Origin of the sequence: Pseudomonas sp. D2002, from assembly GCF_013385735.1 — a bacterium.
Lineage (GTDB): Bacteria > Pseudomonadota > Gammaproteobacteria > Pseudomonadales > Pseudomonadaceae > Aquipseudomonas.
Window position 1 is genome coordinate 215813 of record NZ_JACAPL010000002.1, and the last position, 22306, is coordinate 238118.

14 protein-coding genes are annotated in these 22306 nt (G+C 58.3%); 8 read left to right on the forward strand and 6 right to left on the reverse strand.

The genetic code is table 11. From position 1 onward, the window contains the following. Nucleotides 1-41: 41 nt before the first annotated feature. Both HX783_RS01340 and HX783_RS01345 read right to left on the reverse strand, forming a co-directional pair. The gene (locus tag HX783_RS01340) at nucleotides 42-452 is read right to left on the reverse strand and encodes a hypothetical protein (protein ID WP_177015664.1); all 411 of its coding nucleotides are present in this window, start codon (nucleotides 450-452) and stop codon (nucleotides 42-44) included. Nucleotides 453-713: 261 nt separating this feature from the next. Next, nucleotides 714-1331 (reverse strand): hypothetical protein, encoded by a 618-nt coding sequence (locus tag HX783_RS01345; RefSeq protein ID WP_177015665.1) that lies wholly within the window; start codon nucleotides 1329-1331, stop codon nucleotides 714-716. A gap of 439 nt (nucleotides 1332-1770) precedes the next feature. Between HX783_RS01345 and HX783_RS01350 the strand changes: the two genes are divergently transcribed. The 8 genes from HX783_RS01350 to HX783_RS01385 all read left to right on the forward strand — a co-directional run bounded on the left by HX783_RS01350 (nucleotide 1771) and on the right by HX783_RS01385 (nucleotide 17861). Continuing rightward, on the forward strand, nucleotides 1771-2070 hold the full coding sequence (locus tag HX783_RS01350; RefSeq protein WP_177015666.1) for a DUF6124 family protein: 300 nt from the start codon (nucleotides 1771-1773) through the stop codon (nucleotides 2068-2070). A gap of 290 nt (nucleotides 2071-2360) precedes the next feature. Then, the gene (locus HX783_RS01355; protein ID WP_177015667.1) at nucleotides 2361-2768 is read left to right on the forward strand and encodes a hypothetical protein; all 408 of its coding nucleotides are present in this window, start codon (nucleotides 2361-2363) and stop codon (nucleotides 2766-2768) included. Between the two features lie 25 nt (nucleotides 2769-2793). Beyond that, on the forward strand, nucleotides 2794-5907 hold the full coding sequence (locus HX783_RS01360) for a hypothetical protein (RefSeq protein ID WP_177015668.1): 3114 nt from the start codon (nucleotides 2794-2796) through the stop codon (nucleotides 5905-5907). A 425-nt stretch (nucleotides 5908-6332) separates the two neighbouring features. Next, entirely contained in the window at nucleotides 6333-6632 is a 300-nt protein-coding gene (locus tag HX783_RS01365) for a DUF6124 family protein (RefSeq protein ID WP_177015669.1), read from the forward strand. A gap of 190 nt (nucleotides 6633-6822) precedes the next feature. Then, entirely contained in the window at nucleotides 6823-8064 is a 1242-nt protein-coding gene (locus HX783_RS01370; protein ID WP_177015670.1) for an exonuclease SbcCD subunit D C-terminal domain-containing protein, read from the forward strand. Then, nucleotides 8061-11699, forward strand: coding sequence for an AAA family ATPase (locus HX783_RS01375; RefSeq protein WP_177015671.1), 3639 nt, complete (start codon nucleotides 8061-8063; stop codon nucleotides 11697-11699). The genes HX783_RS01370 and HX783_RS01375 overlap by 4 nt, the downstream gene beginning before the upstream one ends. Then, nucleotides 11696-12292, forward strand: a complete 597-nt coding sequence (locus tag HX783_RS01380) for a glutathione S-transferase (RefSeq protein WP_177015672.1) — start codon at nucleotides 11696-11698, stop codon at nucleotides 12290-12292. The genes HX783_RS01375 and HX783_RS01380 overlap by 4 nt, the downstream gene beginning before the upstream one ends. Nucleotides 12293-12716: 424 nt before the next feature. Then, nucleotides 12717-17861, forward strand: coding sequence for a hypothetical protein (locus HX783_RS01385; RefSeq protein ID WP_177015673.1), 5145 nt, complete (start codon nucleotides 12717-12719; stop codon nucleotides 17859-17861). 92 nt (nucleotides 17862-17953) lie between these two features. On the opposite strand, the gene HX783_RS01390 is transcribed toward HX783_RS01385, so the two are convergent. The 4 genes from HX783_RS01390 to HX783_RS01405 all read right to left on the reverse strand — a co-directional run bounded on the left by HX783_RS01390 (nucleotide 17954) and on the right by HX783_RS01405 (nucleotide 22304). Continuing rightward, the gene (locus HX783_RS01390; protein ID WP_159955985.1) at nucleotides 17954-18133 is read right to left on the reverse strand and encodes a hypothetical protein; all 180 of its coding nucleotides are present in this window, start codon (nucleotides 18131-18133) and stop codon (nucleotides 17954-17956) included. Between the two features lie 156 nt (nucleotides 18134-18289). Further along, nucleotides 18290-19465 (reverse strand): lactonase family protein, encoded by a 1176-nt coding sequence (locus tag HX783_RS01395; protein WP_177015674.1) that lies wholly within the window; start codon nucleotides 19463-19465, stop codon nucleotides 18290-18292. Beyond that, nucleotides 19452-19748, reverse strand: coding sequence for a DUF5629 family protein (locus tag HX783_RS01400; RefSeq protein ID WP_177015675.1), 297 nt, complete (start codon nucleotides 19746-19748; stop codon nucleotides 19452-19454). Before HX783_RS01400 ends, HX783_RS01395 begins: the two co-directional genes overlap by 14 nt. Before the next feature lie 180 nt (nucleotides 19749-19928). Beyond that, the gene (locus tag HX783_RS01405; RefSeq protein ID WP_177015676.1) at nucleotides 19929-22304 is read right to left on the reverse strand and encodes an RND family transporter; all 2376 of its coding nucleotides are present in this window, start codon (nucleotides 22302-22304) and stop codon (nucleotides 19929-19931) included. Nucleotides 22305-22306: the final 2 nt, after the last annotated feature.

Consider the following 22306-nt stretch of genomic DNA (forward strand, 5'->3'; position numbering starts at 1 on the left):
GTGGGAACGATCAAAGCCAGGCCCCATCGGGCGTGCATCAGTTAAAAAATGCTGTGGTAATTAGGCACCAAACGGGTTGAGTGTTTTTTTGTATGATCGACGTTGTCCCTATCGAACCGCCCATCTTCCTTGCCTGGGCGGCCTCGATAAACGCCAATATCCAATTTACGCAACAGCTTGGGGCGAGCCAGGATTTCCGTCGCAACGGCTTGTGCCTCAGCAGAATACGTCTTGTCGCTGGGTAGCAGCCCGGCAGCTTGCTTCAATTCATTGAAATTCACATATTCATCACCGCCACCGAATTCATTAAAGTGCTTGCCCACCTGCTCAATCAGCCGGTAGTCACTCCAATGTGAGGGCGGGCTTTCGGGGCGTTGAGCAGGTACTGGGTTCCAGGAGTCACCACTGCGGGGAGGCGTTACAACATCGGGTCGGATTGCACCAAAAGACATCGCGTTCTCACTCTCTAAAAAACACTAGGAAGCCCTGTTGCCAGATGGCCAGGGCACTCATTGAGTGATCAACAGGTATTGCTCGGTTCCTTGGACAGTCTAGGTATGTGCGACAAAACATCTGGCAACGGATACCCACCACCTGCCCCGCTGTATCCCGAGTAAATCTCTACCCACCTGACAGCACAAAAAACTGTGTGGGAGCTGGTTTGCCTGCTCCCACACTTGAACGGTATTAAAGGTCTACTTAATGGGGCTACATTAAAACTTATTCCACTGATCCTCGGCCTGCTTGCCAAAAATCACAGAAGCATTGCTGTTGTTGGTGCCATAAGACGTGACATGGCGGCTGGAATTCGCATCCAAACGGTGGTCACTGCGTAGCGCCCTATAACCCTGCTCGGTGAAGTCCTTCCACATCCCGGCCGGCGTGCCGCGACGAGCATCGCCACTGCGTGTGATGCCTTCCAGGTCGCCGTTATCCGAATACTTGCCACGACTTTTACCGGTTGAGGTCAACGAGGTGTCGATCCAGTTGAGGACACGGGCGGCATTGAAAGCGGCGTCCGCCCTGGACTCTGGATCAGGATTATTGGCAGTCCAGTCACCCAGGCGCTCATAGGCCAATTCACGCTTAATATCTTTTTGAAAGCCCAGGTTTTTCAAAATGGGGTTGTCATTAATGATCTGCTCGGCGCTACGGTGATCGCCCTCAGGCCGCTTGACGTTCTGCTGGGGAACAAAATGCTGGTTCCTCTCGCTGCGGTAGTTGGACGTACCGGTATCAGCAGCGACGCTCGTGTGGCTACTCGCGGAGTAGGCGCCTACGCTGACGTTGGCGGTGTAGACCGTAGGCAGTGCTGGAAGGGAAGTCGTCATCTTAGGTACTACTCTTCGTTATTTATGATAAGAACCCACTGTTAAGGCCAGTGCGAAAAGTGATTGGTACCTGAAAGCAGTTCGGTTCCCTCTGCATCCGACGCGCAGGTAAGACGAAATATGGGTGCATAGTTAAAGGCCAGCAATCCATATCCCTTTAATTTGCAGGACGTTTCCTAGACAATCCTTTGGCCTTGCGCCTGCTCAGTCCACTGGCTAGCCTTCGCTCCGTCGCTGCATATCAGCGATCGGGTGTGGAAACCTGTGAACTAGTAGGCGTCATGATCGTATGAAAGCGCTCAATGGCGGCTGTACGCGGGCAGACTTCGGTCTGGCCGAGTCCTACTACTCGGTTTTCCACCCCGTGTATGGCTGCCACCTACTCTGTCGTGTGGAAACGACACCAGGATGGCTCTTCAACTTAGTAGGAGCTTCACCGATGACCAAAATCGTCCCAGACCCACCCCGCTTCACCCCCGACCGCGAAATCTTTGAGCGCGCCCTGAGCCACTACCTGCAACCCGACTCACCGCCCTCGTTCACCGTGCATCACGACCTCAGCTTCGAAGACGCCCTCGCCCAACTCTGCGACCTGTTGCGCTGCGCTGCCGCCACCGCCGCCGTTTCCACCCAAGCGCTGACCGGCGATCAACGCGACATTGCCGGCGCCACCGAGCACCTGATCAACCAGGCCAAAACCCTCGCCGACCGCGCGCTGAACTGCCTGCACGCCGCATAACCCTCTGTGGGAGCTGGCTTGCCTGCGATGCAGGCACCTCGGTCTTTCAGTTACACCGAGGCGATGCCATCGCAGGCAAGCCAGCTCCCACATTGGATTTGTGTTGCCTGGGCGACATGCAGTGTCAAAGGCCGGCAACCATATCGCTTTATTTGGCAGGCAGCGGGCTTGCACTACCGCTCGTCGCCACTGTCAATTCTGACAGTAGATTCGATTTACCCCCCAGGCGCTTTATTCACCTTGCCCGTCGCCCTATTCCCGCGATCCCTGACCCGCCAAGGTAAATAGCCATGTCTACCGTCCCGCTTCCCTATGACGAATCGCTCACCATCCCCTTCCAGTCGTTCGAAACGGTGGATCTGACCAAGACCAAACATCCTGAAAATTCCTCCGAGGGCCTGGGGCGTGCAGCCTTGGTACCTCGTTCGAGGTGGGGTCTCAACGCTTGGGAAGATCAGACCCCTGGCGACTTAAGGGGGATGTACGCGGGTGTTCCGCCCCAGCCGCTAGTCTTGGGCCCTCTTGATAGCCTTGGGCCCATTGAATTCATATTCATTGACGCAGATAAGTTTCCCGACGGGGACAACCCCTATTTTGCCCGGGTAGTGCGTTTCGGTAACAAACAGGAAAGCCGCTCCGTTGTGAAAACGATGCTGTTCAAACAGTCCATCCCGGGGGGGGGAAGACCAGCGGCCTGAGGAGCCATGGCACAGCGGTTTATTCATGTGGACGGAAGGCCTTGACCTTAATAAAGGCGGGGTCATCAACAAAGAAGTAGCCAAGAACGGTTTCGACTGCCTGTTCCAGCCCTATCTGAACATTCGCCAGAACGACCGCATCATCATTCTACTTGACGGGATTCCTGTGGAGCATGTGGTAAGCCCCGATGAGGCCAAGAGCCTTAAGCCCATCAGGGTTCATATCGATAAAGCGACTATCCAGCAACTCCCCAAGAACGGTGAAGTGTTGCTCCGCTTCACGGTGATAGATGTAGTAGGGAACACACCTGCAGGGAAATACAAGTACTCGAAGCCGATCAAATTTATCAGCGAGTTAAACCCGGACCTGTTGCAGTTTCCATTGGTTCAGTTGGGCGACGACCCGCTTGATCAGATCGATCTGGACAGTTTGAAGCAGGACGCCAACCTCAATATAAAAGTCACGTTAAAGGGTTACGAGAAGGCGCCGAAGCCACCGCACAAGGTCTATGTCACGCTGGTAGCAACCCATCAGAAAAAAGACCCCATCACTATCGAGTTGCCGGTGGTTATTGATAGAAACAGGCACAGCGAATTGGTCCCGCTCCCCCAAGAGTACGTTAGTAATTTGGCCGACTGGAACCTTCGGGTATCGTTCGTGGTGAAAAGCGATGCCGGGGAGTTGCTGGGCACGTCGGGCAGCACCTCAGTGAGCGTGGTGGGCACGGCGACATTGATGGAGGCGCCGAATATCATTCCCTGCGAAGCGGGTTTGTCCCCGGCCAAGACAGAACTCACAGGCGTCATTCCCAGCTATGAGCCCCATAACCCGGACCATCTGGAAATTTTCTATGTGGAGTCGGCCAGGGCGGATGGGAGCGGCCAACGAATTTCACTGAATCAACTGGCGGGTCCGCAGGGCGGCACACGCCGATTGACCGCGCAGGCGCTGAGTGTGTTCGAGGGGCGCGGCCCGCTCCACGCTTATTATGAAACGATCAACGAAGACCAGACCCCTACAGTTATCCGTCAATCGAAGAGAATGACCTTCGAAATAGGCGAGCGCATCCCAACGCTGCCGAGAATCTATTTAGCCGATGCCGTCGACGACAACATCGACCCGAACACGTTGGCGTATGACAGCACATCGATGTACATCCCCGTGGCCAGCACGGTTAACGGCGACCGAGTGGAGTGGTCGGTCACCGGCAAGGACAAAAGGAGTTCAACCAGCGGCGTTATCAAGATTACCAAATCGCTCGAAGGGCCGGGTTTACCCAAACTGGAGATCCCCCTGGATGTAAAAATTATCACCGATAATTTAAATGGCAGCCTCCTGTGCACCTACAGCGTCATCAAGGCTGGGCAGCCCCCCAAGGTTTTGCGCTCTGAGCTCTATGAAGTCACCATCGGCCTGCCAGTGGTACTCACCTCGCTTGAAGTGCTGGAAGCGAATCCCAAAGAGCGCACCCTTGCGCCTAAAGACGTCATCAATGGTGCCACCGTGGAGATGAAGTACTCGACGGCGCGGGCCACTGACAGGATTGCTTTCAAGTGGAAGGGGCAATACGACGTCAGCCTCTATGAGACGGTCGTGTCGGCCGACCCGAAGGCCAAGAGCGTCAAGATCACCATTCCGGCAGATGTGATTGCCAAGGGCATTCGCCAGGACGGCAATAACATTGAAATCACCTGCAAGATTATGCGCGGCAAGTTCCATTACGAGTTTGCGCCGTTAAAAGTGCGCCTGTTGGCACTCAAGTCCCTGCCTGCACCGCGTATCAGCGGGCAGGAGAACACCACCGTGTTGCCCGTGGACTTACTCGATGTATCGGCTCGGATTTTAGTAGCGATTTGGGAGTTTATGCGTGTGGGCCAACACATGTGGCTGGAGTGCTCGGGTACCTTTGCGGATGGAACGCCGTATACCGAGAACATCTTTACCGCCAACGAAGTCACCACAGACAACCTGACCAAGGGTGTGGCGCTGAGCTTGCCGGTGGACAAGGTGCGTAACCTCCAGGACGGATCGCACTTCGAAATCAAGTTTTGGGTGAGCTTCCCGGGCCTTCCTGTTCTGCATACGGCGACCCTGTTCAACACGGCAAGTTTTATCATCCAACAACTGCCGGCTTCGTTGCCTCACCCAACCCTCAACGGTGTCTCCAGTACGGCGCAAGAAACGACGGTTGACCCGCTGACGATTCAGAACAACACCAGTGTGACGGTGAAATACCAAGGCATGCTGGCCACGGATATCATCCCGCTGTGCTGGGTGTTCGAAAATGGCACTCAGTATCAAACCACACTCAAGGGGCAGGCAAGTGGCTCAGTGGTGTTTGATATGACGGCCGCTCAGGTGTTGCACAACAGTGTAAACAGCAGGGTGCAGTTAAAGTATTCCGTCGTGCGCGGCGCCAAAATTACGCAGTCTAATGTTCAGACGATCACCGTCGGCACTATTGCGCAGGCCAACTTACCCAGGGCGCTGATTAATGGCCTGGCCTCGGGTACGGCCCTTGTCTTGAACAGCATCAAGGGCAATGCCACAGCGGCATTGGCCATATGGCCGCTGATTAAAGCTGGGCAACGGGTATGGTTGAACCTTGGTACGGATGGGGGGGAGTTGAAGGTGCTGGAGGGTTATCCCATCACCGCCATAGAGGCCAGGCAGGGCTTATCCGGCCTGCCAGTATCGCGTGATTGGATAGCGGGCGTGCCGCATAACAAAGCCGTCACGGTGAAGGTGTGGGTGGCGTTTGATGGCACTGATAACAGGCAGGCGAGCGTTGAATTTCCGACGACCACTCACACGGCGAACACCCTGGTGAACCCCCCTGTTATCACGATTGGGATCGTGGCGTCATCGGGCAGAGGCGTTTACAACGGAGGTTCCACCACTGCTGCGGAAGGCCTTGCAACAGAAATTCACGGAACTTGCGATGCTCGTCCCTTCGCCAGAGGGTTGAGAATCGGTCCCTACGCCGGGGGCGGTTACGGGATCTCGATTCCCGCAGGTACCACAACATGGAAATGCTGGACGTTGTGGTATACCTGGAACCCCCAAGACATTTATGTTGTTGATTCGTCACAGAATTACACCGTCTATTCCGCCCCCTTTAGAATATACAGGCGCTAATTGAACGGGTTTGTTTGCCCGAAAATAATGCTTGGGTAAAACAACCGGGGCAGCTCTACTTAGCGGTAGGCTGCCCCTTTTTCATCCCCCCACGCACGCTGGGCGACTTGCATGGTTAAAGGCCAGCAATCCATATCCCTTTAATTTGCGGGACGTTTCCTAGACAATCCTTTGGCCTTGCGCCTGCTCAGTCCACTGGCTAGCCTTCGCTCTGTCGCTGCATATCAGCGATCGGGGGTGAGATCCTGAGGAAAGGGGTGCCAAGGTCACAACCGCGAGCAACATGCTCTATGGCGGCTGTGTGCGGGCAGACTTCGGTCTGGCCGGGGGACTCCTACCGGTTATCTCACCCCGCACATAGCTGCCACCTTTTGTCGAGTGAGATCTGCAAAAGAATGGCTCTCAGTCTTTTAGGAGTCTCATTCATGCATAAAATCGTCCCAGACCCACCCCGCTTCACCCTCGACCGCGAAATCTTCGAGCGCGCCCTGAGCCATTATCTACAACCCGACTCACCGCCCTCGTTCACCGTGCATCACGACCTCAGCTTCGAAGACGCCCTCGCCCAACTCTGCGACCTGTTGCGCTGCGCTGCCGCAACCGCCGCCGTTTCCACCCAAGCGCTGACCGGCGATCAACGCGACATTGCCGGCGCCACCGAGCACCTGATCATCCAGGCCAAAACCCTCGCCGACCGCGCACTGAACTGCCTGCACGCCGCGTAACCCTCTGTGGGAGCGGGCTTGCTCGCGAAGGCGGTGTGTCAGTCACACATGTACTGACTGAACCACCGCCTTCGCGGGCAAGCCCGCTCCCACATTGGATCTGCCACATTGGATCTTGGTCAGCCGCGGGCACCGAGTGGGCTTTTACAGGTAAACTCCCCTCCTTTTCATCTTCTCCACGGAGTTCGCCTTGCGTCTGTTCCACACCTCCGACTGGCACCTCGGCCAAAACCTGCATGGCCAGGAACGCGACTTCGAACACGCCTGTTTTCTTGAGTGGCTACTGGGCCAGTTAACCGCCCATCAGCCGGATGTACTGCTGATCGCCGGCGATATCTTCGACACGGTCAACCCGCCGCTCAAGGCCCAGGAGCGTCTGTATGACTTCATCATCAGCGCCCACGAACAAAACCCCACACTCACGATTGTGATGATCGCCGGCAACCACGATTCCGGTTCGCGCATCGAATTGCCCGCGCCGTTGATGCGCCGCCTGCGCACCCATGCGCTGGGTCGCGTGCTGTGGCTGGATGATGGCCAGCTGGATGCCGAGCGCCTGCTGATTCCGCTGCCCGACGCCAAGGGCAAGATCGCCGCCTGGTGCCTGGCGCTGCCGTTTTTGCGCCCGGCGAAAGTCACCGGCGCGCACTTGGGCGATGATTACCTGCGCGGTATCGGCCAGGTGCATGAATGGCTGATCGCCGCCGCCAATGCCAAACGCAAGAAAGGCCAGGCGCTGATTGCCATCAGCCATGCGCATATGGCTGGCGGTTCGGTGTCGGAAGACTCCGAGCGCAGCCTGATCATCGGCAATGCCGAGGCGCTGCCGGCCACACTGTTCGACAAAAGTGTCGGCTATGTTGCCCTCGGCCACTTGCACAAGCCGCAAAAGGTCAACGGCGAAGAGCGCATTCGCTACAGTGGCTCGCCGATTCCGCTGTCGTTTTCCGAAATCGGCTACAAGCACCAGGTGCTCGACGTGACGTTCCAGGGCCAATGCCTGGTGAGTGTCGAACCGCTGCTGATCCCCCGCTCGGTCGACCTGCAACGCCTGGAAGCCGCGCCGCTGGCGGATATCCTCACGCAGTTGGCGCAGCTGCCCGACGTCGACCTGCTCGCCGAAACCCAACGCCACCCGTGGCTGGAAGTCCGCGTGCGCCTCGACGAACCGCAGCCGGACCTGCGCCAGCAAATCGAAAGCGCCTTGCAGGGCAAGGCCGTGCGGCTGGTGCGCATTGCCGCCGAATACGCCGGCAATCGCGGCAGCGACGCCACCGACGATGAGCGCCTGATCGAACTCGACCAGCTCACGCCCCAGGAACTGTTCAGCCGCGCCTGGCAGGACAACTACGGCAGTGAAGTGGATGAACAAACCTTGAAGGACTTCGCCGTGCTGCTCCAGGAAGTGCAACAGGAGGGCGAACAGCCATGAAGATCCTCGCCATCCGCCTGAAAAACCTCGCCTCGCTGGCGGGGCCGTTTGAAATCGACTTTACCGCCGAGCCACTGGCCAGCGCCGGGTTGTTCGCCATTACCGGGCCGACCGGCGCGGGTAAAAGTACTCTGCTGGATGCGTTGTGCCTGGCGCTGTTTGGCGCGGTGCCGCGCCTGGGTGACACCGGCCAGGCAAAAATGCCGGATGCCGACAGCGATATTTCCATCGGCGACCCGCGCACCTTGCTGCGACGCGGCACCGGCGGCGGTTATGCCGAGGTGGATTTTGTCGGCGTCAGCGGCCGTCGCTACCGCGCGCGATGGGAAGCCAACCGCGCCCGCGACAAGGCCAGCGGCAAGTTGCAGAACAGCCGGCAAAGCCTGATCGACCTCGACAGCGACCAACTGCTGGCCAGCCAGAAGACCGAATACAAAACCCAGCTGGAACTGGCCCTGGGCCTGAATTTCGAGCAGTTCACCCGTGCGGTGTTGCTGGCGCAAAGCGAGTTCAGTGCGTTCCTCAAGGCCAATGACAACGAGCGCAGTGAACTGCTCGAAAAGCTCACCGACACCGCGCTCTACACCCAGCTGGGCCGCCGCGCCTTCGACAAGGCCAAGGATGCCAAGGACGCGCACAAACAGCTGCAAGACCAGGCCACCGGCGTGGTGCCCCTGGCTGGCGAAGCGCGTGCCGAACTCGATCAGCAGTTGGCAGACGCCCAGCAGCAGCTCAAGACTCAACAAGCCCAGCTCAAGCAGTTGGAGTTGCAGCACACCTGGCTCAAGGAACTGCGCGAATGGCAGGAACGCCAGCACAGTGCGACTGAGCAACTGCAACGCGCGCAAGCCGATTGGGAGAGCCAGGGCCCGCAGCGCCAGGACTTGAGCCGCCTGGAACAACTGGCGCCGCAACGCCATCAATTTGCTCGACAGGCTGAACTTGGCACGCTGCTGACGCCACTCGCCGCGCAGATTCAGCAGCACCTTGAGCAGCAAACCGCGCTGCATACCCGTCAGGAGCAGGCGCAACAACAGCTAGCGGCTGCCCAGGCGGCACTGGCTGACGCCCTGAAACACCAGGCCGACGCCGTGCCCTTGCTGCGTCAGGCGTTTGAAGAACAAAGCACCCTCGCCCACCTGACCAAGGACTTGGCCAAACGCAGCGAGGACAAGCAGCAACAGGAAAGCGCCTGTAGCGAAGGCCAAGCGTTGTTGAAGGGCTTGCAGGACAAGCACAGCCACGTCGCCGAACGCTTGCAGCGCCTGGCCGCCGAGCTTGAGCGCAGCGCACCGTTGGCGCCGCTGAGCGATGCCTGGGGCGCTTACCGCGACCGCCTGCAACAGCTGTTGGTCATTGGCAGCCGCCTGAAAAAAGGCCAGGAAGAACTGCCGCAGCTCGAGCAACGCGCCACCCGCGCCGCCGAGCAATTCGCCCAGCAACGCGACGCGTTGGACCTGCTGTATCAGGAAGCCGGCGCCGAGCCACACGCGGTCACCGAACAGATCCAGCTGCTCGCCAGCCTCCTGCAGGACAATCGCAAGCAGCAACGCGCCTTTGAAGCGCTGACGCGCCTGTGGGACAACCAGCAACAGCTGGATCTACAGAGCGCCGGCCTTACGCAAAAACTCGCGGACGCGCAGCAGCAGCGCGAACAACTGAACCAGACCGGCCTGCAAACCAAGGCCGAGCTGACCGTCGCCGAGCAAACCTTGACGGTGACCAAGCAATTGCTGGAGCGCCAACGTTTGGCGCGCAGTGCCAGCGTCGAAGAGTTGCGCGAGCAGTTGCAGGATGACCAGCCATGCCCGGTGTGTGGCAGCCATGAGCACCCGTATCACCAGCCCGAAGCCTTGCTGCACAGCCTCGGCCGGCATGACGAAAACGAAGAGGCCACGGCGCAGAAAGCCGTCGACCTGCTCAAGGAAAAGCTCACCGAGCTGCGCGGCGAAGTCGGCGGTTTGATCGCCCAGCAAAAGGAATACCTGCAACAGCAGGAGCAACTGGCGACGCAGCAACAAGCGCTCAAGCCAAGCCTGGACGCGCACCCGCTGGCGGCCTCGCTGCTCAATCAGGATGCCGCCCAGCGCAGCGCCTGGCTGGCCCAGCAATTGGCACAACTGACGCAAAGCATCACTCAGGATGAGCAACGCCAAGGCGCCCTGCTCAACCTGCAACAAAATGCCGGGCGTTTGCAGCAGCAACTGCAAGCCGCCCAGGACGCGAGCCAGCAAGCACGGCAGTTGCTGGTGGACCAGCAGCGCGAGCTGTCCAACGACCGCGAACGCCTCGACGAAGAACTCAACGCCTTCGCCAGCCTGTTGCCCGCCGACACCCTCGAAGGCCTGCGCCGCGAACCGGCCGCGACCTTTATGCAACTGGACCAGCAGGTCAGCCAGCGCCTGGAACAGTTGGGCCATCAGCGCGACGAACTGGCTGAACAGCAGGAACGCCAGCAGGCCATCGAGAAACAACAAACCCATCAGCAGCATCGCCAACAGCAACTGGACGCCTTGCTCCAGCAGGTCACCGAGCTGGCCAGCCAACAACAGGCGGCCCAGGCAAAACTCAGTGCCCTGCTGGGCGATCACGCCAGTGCCGAACAGTGGCAACAGCAACTGGATCAGGCGGTGGCGCAGTCACGTCAGAGCGAAACCGACGCCAATCAGCAGCTGCAAGACATTCGTGGCGCCTTGATTCAACTGGCCGCCGACCTCAAGGCCCAACAGGAACGCCAAGAGGCACTGAGCGCCGAGCAACACAACCTCGGCGAGCGCCTGGGCGAATGGCGCACGCTGCACCCCGAACTGGATGACGATGGGCTGACGCGTTTGCTGGCCTTCGATGACAGCCAGGTCAGCGCATTGCGCCAGCAGTTGCAACACAGCGAAAAAGCCGTTGAACAAGCCAGGGTGCTGCTGCAAGAGCGTGAACAACGCCTGGCCGAACACCAGGCCCTGCACAACGGCAACCTGGAAGCCGAACAACTCGAAAGCACCTTGGCTGCGCTCAATCAACAGTTGGCCGACAGCGAGAAACACTGCGCCGAACTGCGCGCACGCCAGCACGAGGACCAACGCCGACAGGACGCCAACCACGCCCTGGCCGAACAGATCACCAAGGCCTACGAAGAATGGCAGCGTTGGGCCCGCCTGAATGCGCTGATTGGCTCGGCCACCGGCGACACCTTCCGCAAGATCGCCCAGGCCTACAACCTCGACTTGCTGGTGCACCACGCCAACGTGCAATTGCGCCAACTGGTGCGCCGCTATCGCCTCAAACGCGGCGGCAGCATGCTCGGGCTGTTGGTGATGGACACCGAAATGGGCGATGAACTGCGCTCGGTGCATTCGTTGTCGGGTGGCGAGACCTTTTTGGTCTCGTTGGCATTGGCCTTGGGCCTGGCGTCCATGGCTTCCAGCACGTTGAAGATTGAGTCGCTGTTTATCGACGAAGGCTTTGGCAGCCTCGACCCCGAGTCGCTGCAATTGGCGATGGACGCCTTGGACGGCTTACAGGCCCAGGGCCGCAAGGTGGCGGTGATTTCCCACGTACAGGAAATGCACGAGCGCATCCCGGTGCAGATCCAGGTCAAGCGCCAGGGCAATGGCTTGAGCACCCTGGAGGTCAAGTGAGCCAGGCGCTGCTGTATTCGTTTCGGCGCTGCCCGTATGCGATGCGGGCGCGCCTGGCGCTGCGCTATTCAGGCGTGGCGGTGCAGATCGTCGAGGTGAGCCTCAAGGCCAAGCCGGCCCAGATGCTTGCACTGTCGCCCAAGGGCACGGTGCCGGTGCTCTGCGTGGGCGATCGGGTGATCGACGAAAGCCTGGAGATCATGCAATGGGCGCTGGCGCAGCACGATCCCGAGGATTGGTTGCTGGGCGGTGACCCGTCGGCGTTGGAACTGATCGCCGAGAATGATCACGTGTTCAAGCATCATTTAAATCGATACAAATACGCCGAGCGTTACCCGCAACAGCCGATGGAACATTATCGCGCCGAGGGCGAGGTGTTTTTGCGTAGGTTGGAAGGGTTGCTTTCACAGAACGACTATTTGTTGGCCGATCATGTGAGCTTGGCCGATGCAGCACTGGCGCCGTTTGTGCGCCAGTTTGCGCATGTGGATCGCGAGTGGTTTGCGCAGGCTGCGTATCCGAAGTTGCAACAATGGCTAAACCATTTTTTGGCCAGCGCATTATTTCTCGATGTAATGAAAAAGACTCTTTAAAACAAAAGGTCGACATTTTAATCATTAATAAACACGCCGATAATTATTCCGTTACTTATTTATTACCGCGCAACAACTCACAATAATTACTTGCTCGCCCAGCCCGCAAAAATAGCTACTATCCGCCGACCGAACTGCCCCGGTAGTCAGGGGACATTCAACGTGTCAATCCGAGGAGTGTAGTGTGAGTTCAATATCAGCGCGTTCAGTTATCAGTAGTTACATGGCCCCGTTGACTGCCCCCCTGCCAAAGGCTGTAACACCTCCTGTTCATATAACCCATGATCAAGTCCAGAGCGCGCAGAAGTTAATGCATCACAGCCGGGGCCGACCACTTTCCTCTGCGCCTCCCCTTCAAACGCCGCCGTCAGATCGAACCGAAAACACGCTGCCTGCGCTATCCACTGACCCCCTCGGCGACGCTGTGCGCCAGCAGTTTTCCGGGCGCCCCACGCTGCGATCAGTCGTATCGGAATTACTGCGTGAGACCCTGCGCAACAGCACCGCCAACGAGGATATCGACATCAGCCACCTCGTCCTCAGCGAACCCGACCCGGATAACCCCACCCGGAACACACAGACCCCGCTTGTGGAACTCGCCCTTGACTATCTGGTGAATGGCACGGCATTGGATTTCACCGGTGACCGTACACGGGTCGACACACGCTCGCGCCAGACACAAGGTGCTACGGTTTCAAGCGTTAACACGCTGCCAATAGACCTGCGCGCACTCGAACAGGCCGTGCGTCGTTTAACCACCCAGCTCCAACCTGCCTTCATCAGCAGCGTGGTGAGCTATTGGAACAGCCCGGCGCAGGCGGCGCCCGCCAAGGGGCAAGAAGCCACCGCTCCAGCCATCACCCGCAGGCAATGGTTCAGCGATATCCTGCGAGACAACCTGCGCATCACCGGGTTGAAACATCCGGGCCTTGACGATGTGCAACGCGAGACCCTGGACCAGGTGGTGAGATACCCCGATCAATCCGTGCGGCCTGAATCAGAGGGCGCAACCAAAGCGTCGGTGTTCACCCTCAACACCGGCTTGAAACACGACCCGGATTCGTGGGACGCCTATACGGACGAGCTCTTGATTGTAAGGACTGTGGGAAACCGGCAGGTGGTTATGCTGTACACACCCAATGGAGACATCACACCCTATGACTCTCTCCAGGATTTCCAGCGCGCCTGGGAGCAACGCCTTGACCAACAGTTCCCGCTCGATCAATTGAAGTTTGGCCTTGAAGAGCCGCCGGGGTCGATCTTCGATACCCAGGCTGACAACATTCTGCATGACAGCCTGCGCAAACTCTCCACGCTGGCCACTCCCGATCCCGGGCAGGGCACACACGACCTGGCTGGGCAATTTTCCCGGGCAAGCGACCCTACCGCAGGCTTTGTTACCGCGACCAAGGCGGACCCACAGGTGCTTGAGCAAACCCAGAAGCGCCTGCCGCAATGGCTGCTCCACGCCAATGACCGTGATCGTTATGCCTACCGCACTCTGGGCCTGCAATTAGCCAGTACCTTGCAGCGTAATCAAGGGCGCTCGTACGACCATGGTATCCCCGACATCACCCAGTTTGCGCAGCAGCAACTCGATGCAAAATTGCCGAAGGGGTATGCCGCCCAAGACGTGAGCGTGGTCTTCAAGGTTGCAGTGGGAGACCTGGGCAGCGGCTACATCGAACGTGTGCCCATGAGCCTGACCAAGATGGCGCTGGAGAACCTTGCGGGCTTGCCGAAAGGCGAAATGGAGGTGTACCACAACGGCCGGCGCGTGCCTGAATTGGAGAGCGGTGACAGGCTCAAGAAGCTGGTGCAGGAAGTCGACATCGGGAAAAACTATCCAGAGCTGATTAAGCGCACGCTAGTGGGCAGGGGCCAGGATACGCAAGAACGTCGTTCGCTGTTTGCCGACCAGTTGGCGGTCGAGTTACCCCTGCAGGCCCTGGAACTCGCCCTGCAGAATGACTCGGGCTTCAGCGCCCGCAGTTACCGTTACGTCGAAGCGATCGTCAGCCCCGGCGCCGGAAAAAAATTTGCAGATGGCCAGGAAATCGTCATTCGGCCCCTGGCGTTCCGGCGCACACCCAACGCGCAGCCAGACGTTGTCGACAACATGTTTTTGATCGAACCCAAAGACACCACAGTCGGCCCGCACGTCCTTTATCGCCCGTTAACCGACGCGCCGTTGCTGGAATTCCCCACACGCGCGGCGTTGATGGAGGCCATTGCGCAACCGGGCACCTTGCAAACAACCGTGCTCGCCTGGCTGCGTGACCAAAAGACGCGTGACGTCTACGCACATAACGGGTTTCGGGAGCCGCATGCTCAGCAGTTCTTCCAGGGCGATGAGTTCCGAACCTATGAAGCGCCACGGCCCGCAGCGCTGGCAACAGAGGGCTATGACACCGCAGACTCGCTGCTTGAGGGCCTGCATGACGGCAAGCTGATGGACCACTTGTACGACGCCAACGCCCACAGCCTGACGAGCCTCGCCGAAGAGCAATCGGTGTCGAACAGCGAAAGCCGCTGGGCCTCTCTCAAGGAAGGCGGGTTCCTGGTACTCAATGCCGTGCTGCCTGCGCTACGTACACCGGGCATGGCGTTGGGCGCCATGTTGCAGCTGGACGCGATCCAGAATGACCTTGAGACGCTGGATGACGATAAGAAAAAGGACAAATCAGCGGCGGTGGTGGATCTGTTACTGAACATGATGTTTGCCCTCTCGCCGCTCAGCACGCACGAGGCCCCACACAGCCTCGGCGAGGACCGTTATGTGGCCGACAGATTGCCGAATACGGTCGAGGACGCGCCCGTCACCGCTAATACGGCACCTGTCAGGCGGGTGCCGGACGATATCAACCATGCGCTGCAATTTCCCAACTTGCACCCACGCACGCGGCTGGTGGACCTGATCAATTCGTTCGAAGTACCGCGACCACCCCACCCCGGCCTACCGATCGCGAAAGGACGGCTCGCGGGCCTGTATAGAATCGACGGTAAGCTGCATGCCAAAGCCAACGAGAAATGGTATCGGGTAGGTGCTGACCTGGACCAGGTGTTCCTGCTTGACGATAACGACAAGTGCCGCACAGGCCCGTTTCTGAAACCCACGGTCGACGGCAGCTGGGAATTCAAGTCTGTCGAGCGTCTCAACGGTGGCCAGAGAACCTCTGCCGATGACAACGACATCCAGACGCGGTATGAAACACTGAAGACCGATATAACGGCATTGGATAAAAAGCTCGAATTTTCGAAAAGCCTTCTGTCAAAAACACTCGACACCTATATAAAAAACCGCGCGCAGCTACTGGCGCGGTGGCAGGCCGTTGACCCCAACGTGCCTGAGAGTGAGGCCCATAGCCGTTATCAGGAACAACTGAAACTGACCACAACCTCTCGAACGCAACTCAACAGGATGCTCGAAACCCACCGCTCGAATTTAAAACTCAGCGGCGACCTGAAGCGCTCCGCGGTCGACATCCTGACGCCCAAGAAAAGCACGGAAAAATCCTCATTTTTTCAGGCGCAGCGCTCCGAGCTATTTCTGAAATTATTTGAGGAGCAACAAGCCCTTCAAAAGGTCTATAAAACCCTCGCTGGAGAAAGCCAGCATGCTTCGGATGGCGAACCTCTGGCCAGGATTATCCAGAACGTCAAAGATCCAAATTCAAGCGGCTATCAAAAATTTGTCGCGACCCTGGACAATACGGTTGATCAGAATGAGCAGATGATTCGCTACCTTGGCGAGCGCTCGGCACTTCTCGACGAGTGGGCAAATGACTCGCCTATCGGCAGAGAACACGCCAGGTCTATGGTCGAGCGGCTGAATGCCGAGAAGGCATTGCTGATCCCCGATGCCAACACCAGGGATAAAATAGCGCTCGCCAAAGACACGCTCAACCGAGCACAGCAAGCGCTCGCATCCGACCCTTCGAACGATCAATTGCGTGCCGATAAAGACGACGCTGAGCTGCATACACTTAAGTTGACCAGCGAGCTGAAAATCACTCAACTCAACGCTGAATTGGCCATTAATAACGCCAACATCAAACTCAGAAAAGGCCAACAAAAAGCGCTGATCGAACTCGGCGACCGGAAAACAGCCTTGGCGGTGTTGATGGTCAAAGCCAAACTGACACTTGAACAATGTGATACCCGCTTGCAGCTCAGCGATGCAAGGCGCGCACTGAGCAACGACCCTGCCAATACCCGGCTCGAAGACGACATCAGGCTGACGCAGAAGAAACTCGAAGAGAGCAAGCAACAACTTGCCATGCCCGACGTCATCGATGAGCTGGCCAGTGATCGAAAATACACGCGCGTGGATCAAGACAAAATCCCGGCATCCACCCACAACGAAGCGCTCAATCTGAAGCTGAATACGTTAGGGTCGCTTAGAGAGCTGAGCCTGAACAAAGCGAATCAAGCGACTTACCCGCCGGCAGAACTCGCCATCGGCACGCGTATCAGCCAGCGGCCGTTGGCGCCTATCGTGAAGCTCCATTGGGAGCTGCTCAACGAGACTGACGTTTCAGAGGCAAAACGCCGGTCGCAACTGACGCAGCTGATTGACACGTATGAAAGCCTGTTGGAAGACTGCCGCCAGCTCCAGGCCAGCCATTCGGTCATCATTCGCCCAAAATACAATGACCTGCTGATCAAGCGCCTGGGAGAGCTGCTCGATCATGCCCAACAGCAGCAAGACATACTGAACCAGGCAGAAAGGGACAGCGCCTTGAACCTGGCCTCCTCGTCCGGTCATTCACAAAACCGACAATCGCCTATTGATCGCAAACAACCGGACTCTCCAACGCGTACACCCTCACCCACTGAGATACACAAAGAAGAGGCTGCGGAGCCTGCTGTGAACACCCCGCCCCCCGTGCAACCTGCGGCGCCAAAGCCATCGCTCAAAGCCTTGAAGGCTCAGGGGCAAGCGTTGATCAAACAATGGGAGCAACAGGAACGGTTAGTGTTGCACGAGAAAAAGAAACTCAAACAACCTGACGAACTTCAAAAGATCAAACCGCTTGATTGGGACCACATGCTGCGAGAGCCGGCGTCGAACCTGCTTGAACTGGCCAACAAGACCGAAGCAACACACGGCGATGATCCGGCGTGTGCACAGCTTGTCGAGCAATGGCGCACACGTGCCGAAGCGATGCACAAAAGCACCTGCGAACATGTGCGAGACGCCTACGTTCTACAGGCGCCCTCTGCCGCCAATGTCGCTTACCTGTTCGATCAGCATCTGGTCACCCTGGAACCTGTAGGTCGGGTGTTTCCCACCCGAGCGGGTGATGTATTCACTGAATACGTGGTGCGCGACAGCCGGGAGCCTCATGACGTCCTCTGGTATGCACACTTCCACTACGCGACCGAAGAAGACGCGCTGACACGTCCCGCCAGCCATACGTTTGCGCACCTGAAACTACCCAGCCAACAAAAACTGACCCAGAAGGACTTGAACATGGCCGCAGGGAAAAACACGCTCGCCGATAAAATTGAAGATGCGAGAATTCGCGCACCGCTGGATGAGATATACCTCAACGCCAAACCCTAGGGCATGGCTGAACTCACCCGATACACAAACGCCAAACCACTGGAACNNGTTCCAGTGGTTTGGCGTTTGGCGTGTGCCGCGTCAATCAACGCTTATTGCTGGGCTTTGTGATCCAGTGCGGCATAGAAGTTGGCACTTTGTTGCAGGTATTTCTGGGTGTAGGCGCTGGTGCTGGATTTTTTACCGGCAACGTCCACGCTGGCGGCGGCTGGCAATGCCACGGTGGCGGAAACAGCGGAGGCGGCGATGATGGAGAAGAGGTTCAAGTTCATGTCGGTAACCCTTGTGTTCGTTCGTTTAGGTGGCCGGGGAAGGCCTTGGAACCCAACTTACGCCCGAGGGCTGAACCTTAGAAATGCTTTGAAACAGTAGCCGCTATTAATAGAATTAATACTGAGGGTCAGGCCCCGCACTGCGGGGCCTGTGGCTTATTGACGCACCAGGAACTTGAGGTCGCTGGGGGCATCAATCGGCAATTTCTGCACGGTTTTACCCAGCAGGCCGGTCTTGGGGTCGCGTTCGACCACCACAATTTGATTGCTCTTCTGGTTGGCGATCAGCAAAAACTTGCCGCTCGGGTCCAGGCTGAACTCGCGCGGGTGGTCGCCTTCAACCGAACGGCGCTGCAGTTCCTTGAGGTGTGCGGTGGCCGGGTCGATGCTGAACACCAGCACTTGGTTGGCGGTGCCACGGTTGCTCACGTAGAGGAATTTGCCGTCACTTGAAGCGTGCACAGCCGCGCCCGCTTTGTCGGACACCGGTTGCCCGGCAGCAAAGTCCACCAGTTGGGTCTGGCTGAGCTTGCCGTCGTTGTAGTCGTATACCGCAACCTGCGCGCTCATCTCGGTGGTCAGCCAGGCATGCTTGCCATCGGCGCTGAACAGCAAGTGACGCGGGCCACTGCCCGGTGGCAACTGCACAAAGGACGGATCGGCCGGGGTCAATGGCAGTTCGTGGTTGGCCTTGGGGTCGTAGCGGTAGGCAAATACCTTGTCGGCGCCCAAGTCCTGCACGAACACGTATTTGCCGTCTGGCGATGACACCACCGAGTGCACGTGGTTGGAGGCCTGGCGCTCAGGGTTCACCCGGCTGGACGGATGCCCGCTGAGTTGCACCGGCGCCGACAGCTTGCCATTGGCGTCGACCGGCAGCACCGCAAGGCTGCCACCCGGGTCTTCGAGCACCGAATAGTTGGCCACGAACAGGTAGCGGCCATCAGCAGCGAGGCTGGAATGGGTCGGCTCATTGCCCAGGCTCTGCACCTGGTTGATCAGGCTGAGCTGATGATTCTGCGGGTCGATGCTGTAACTGCTGACACGGCCGACCGGGTCTTTCTGGCCTGGGCCGTTTTCGTTGACCACAAACAGGTGCTTCTGGTCTTTGGAAATCGTCAGCCACGAAGGGTTGGCCGCTTTGGCCGCGAGCACAGGCTTGCCACTGAATTGACCGGTACGGCTGTCAAATTGCAGGCGGTAGATACCTTCGCTGGTGCCTGCGGTGTAGCTGCCCACCAGCAGTTCATAGGTGTCGGCCGGCGCGGCTTGCACCGACATCGCACCGACACTGCCCGCCATTAGCAGGGGCCAGAATTTACGCATCATCATCCGCTTCGTCCTCGTCATTATTGTTGCCGGTGACGCCGCTCATGCAGACCAGGCGATGCTCGCCCGACTCACCGGTAAGGGTCCAGCTTTGCAACGATTGATCAAAGATCGCCGCGTTGACTTGCTCCAGGCTGAAACTCCAGCGTTTCTCGGCACGACCGTCCATGCAGATGATCAGCAACTTCTGGTCGTCCAGGCTGAAGTCAAAGGTGTGCAGCCCATCGATTTCAACCATCTGGCAGTCTTCAAAAGCGTCGAGCAAGGTAGCGGTGTCAGCAGTCATGGCAGTCAATCATTTGGGGAAAGTGCCAATGATAGCCCACGCCGTACAGGTTGGACCTGGAATTAATGTGGGAGCGGGCTTGCTCGCGAATGCGGCGTATCAGTCACCCAATACATAGACTGAACCACCGCATTCGCGAGCAAGTCGAATCGTCGCACCGCCGCTCCCACAATTTGACCACTAGTGGGCAAACAGCGAATTGCCCTTCTGCCCCGCCAGCTTCTCCGGCTTGATCAGGAAACGCGCCAGCGCCGGCAACAGCCACAATGCACCGAACATGTTCCACAGCAGCATGAAGGTCAGCATCAGGCCCATGTCGGCCTGGAACTTGATCGCCGAGAAGATCCAGGTGCATACGCCGATTGCCAGGCACAGGCCGGTGAACAGCACGGCTTTACCGGTGGACTTGAGCGTCTGGTAATAGGCTTCCTGCAACGGCAGGCCAGCCCGCAGGAAACTCTCCAGGCGGCTGTAGATGTAGATGCCGTAGTCCACGCCAATCCCCACACCCAGCGCCACCACCGGCAAGGTCGCGACCTTGACCCCGATGCCCATGAACGCCATCAGTGCGTTGCCCAGCACCGAGGTCAGTACCAGCGGCAGCACGATGCACAGCGTCGCCGCCCACGAGCGGAAGGTGATCATGCACATGGTGGCCACGCACAGGTACACCAGGATCAGGATGGTCAGCTCGGACTCCTTGATCACCTCGTTGGTGGCCGCCTCGATCCCGGCGTTACCGGCGGCGAGGATGAACTCCAGGCCGTCCTTGTTATTTTCCTTGGCGAAGTCCTGCACCGCATGCACCGCGCGGTCGAGGGTTTCGGCCTTGTGGTCGTTGAGGAACACCAGCACCGGCGCCAGCGAGCAATTGTTGTTGTACAGGCCATCGGCGCGGGCGATGGAATTGTTTAATACGTCGGGGTTACGCGACAGGGTTTCCCATTTCAGATTGCCCTCGTTCATGCCCTTGATCATCTGCTTGGACACGGTCACCAACGAGATCGCCGACTGCACGCCTTCGGTGTTCTGCATCTTCCACATCAACTGGTCGATGGGCGCCATGGCTTCATAGCGCGAGCAGCCTTCGGGCGGGGTCTTGACCATCACCACCAACACGTCGGAACTGGTGGAGTAGTTGCTGATGATGAAGTTGTTGTCTTTGTTGTAGCGCGAGTCGGGGCGCAGTTCCGGCGCGCCTTGGTCGAGGTCGCCGATTTTCAGGTTCTGGCTGTACCAGAGGCCGCCACCGAAGGCGATCAGCGCCAACAGGATCGACACTGGCGCGACTTTGGGGCTGGCGAATTTGGACAGCAGGCGCCAGAACGGGTGTTCGCGGTGCGCGTCCTTTTTGCTCTTGGCGATGGCGCGTTTGCTGATGCCTACGTAGGAAATCGCCACCGGCAGCAGGATCAGGTTGGTGAACACGATCACCGCCACGCCGATGGAAGCGCCGATGGCCAGCTCGCGGATCACACCGATGTCGATGATCAGCAGCGTGATAAAGCCCACTGCGTCCGCAAGGATCGCGATCATGCCCGGCAGGAACAGCTGCCGGAACGTGCGCCGGGCCGCCGTCAGCGCGTTGTCCGCCTCACTCGATTGCAGCGCGATGCCGTTGATCTTCTGCACGCCGTGGGAAATACCGATGGCGAAGATCAGGAACGGCACCAGCATCGAATACGGATCGAGGCCAAAACCAAAGAAGTGCATCAAACCGAGTTGCCACACCACCGCCACCAGCGTGGTGCTCAACACCGCCACGGTGCTGCGCAGGCAGTTGGTGAACCACAACAGCAGGATCAGGGTGATGACGAACGCGATGCCGAAGAACATCACCACCATCACCAGGCCGTCGATCAGGTCGCCGACCTTCTTGGCGAAGCCGACGATGTGGATCTTGACGTTGGGGTTTTGCGCTTCGAATTTGTCACGGATCTTGTCTTCAAGCTCATGGGAGAACTTGCGATAGTCCAAGGCGAGTAATTTGCCTTGGTCTTGCGGGTCCGGGTAGGACTCCAGCAGCGGGATGTCGACGATGCTCGACTTGAAGTCGTTAGCCACCAGGCGTCCGACCTGGCCGGACTTGAGCACGTTATTGCGCAGTTGGTCGAGGCTTTGCGGCGAGCCATTGTAGCTTTGCGGGATCACTTCACCGCCGGCAAAGCCTTCCTCGGTGACTTCGGTCCAGCGCACGCTGGGGCTCCACAGCGACTTGAGGCCCGAGCGGTCGACGCCGGAGATGTAGAACACCTCGTCGTTGATCTGGCGCAGGGTCTCCATGTATTCCTTTGAAAAGATATCGCCGTCCTTGGCCTCCACCGAGATGCGCACCGTATTGCCCAGGTTGGCCAGGTCGTTGCGGTGTTCCATCATCTTTTCGATGAAGGGGTGTTTGAGGGGGATCATCTTTTCAAAGCTGGTGGACGGGCGAATCAACGTCGCCTGCCAGAACAGGAAAATGCTCACCAGCAGGCAGATGACGATAACTGCCGGGCGGTTGTTGAAGATCAGGCGCTCAAGAAAGGTCGCTTTATCGTTGTGATGACTGCTCATTC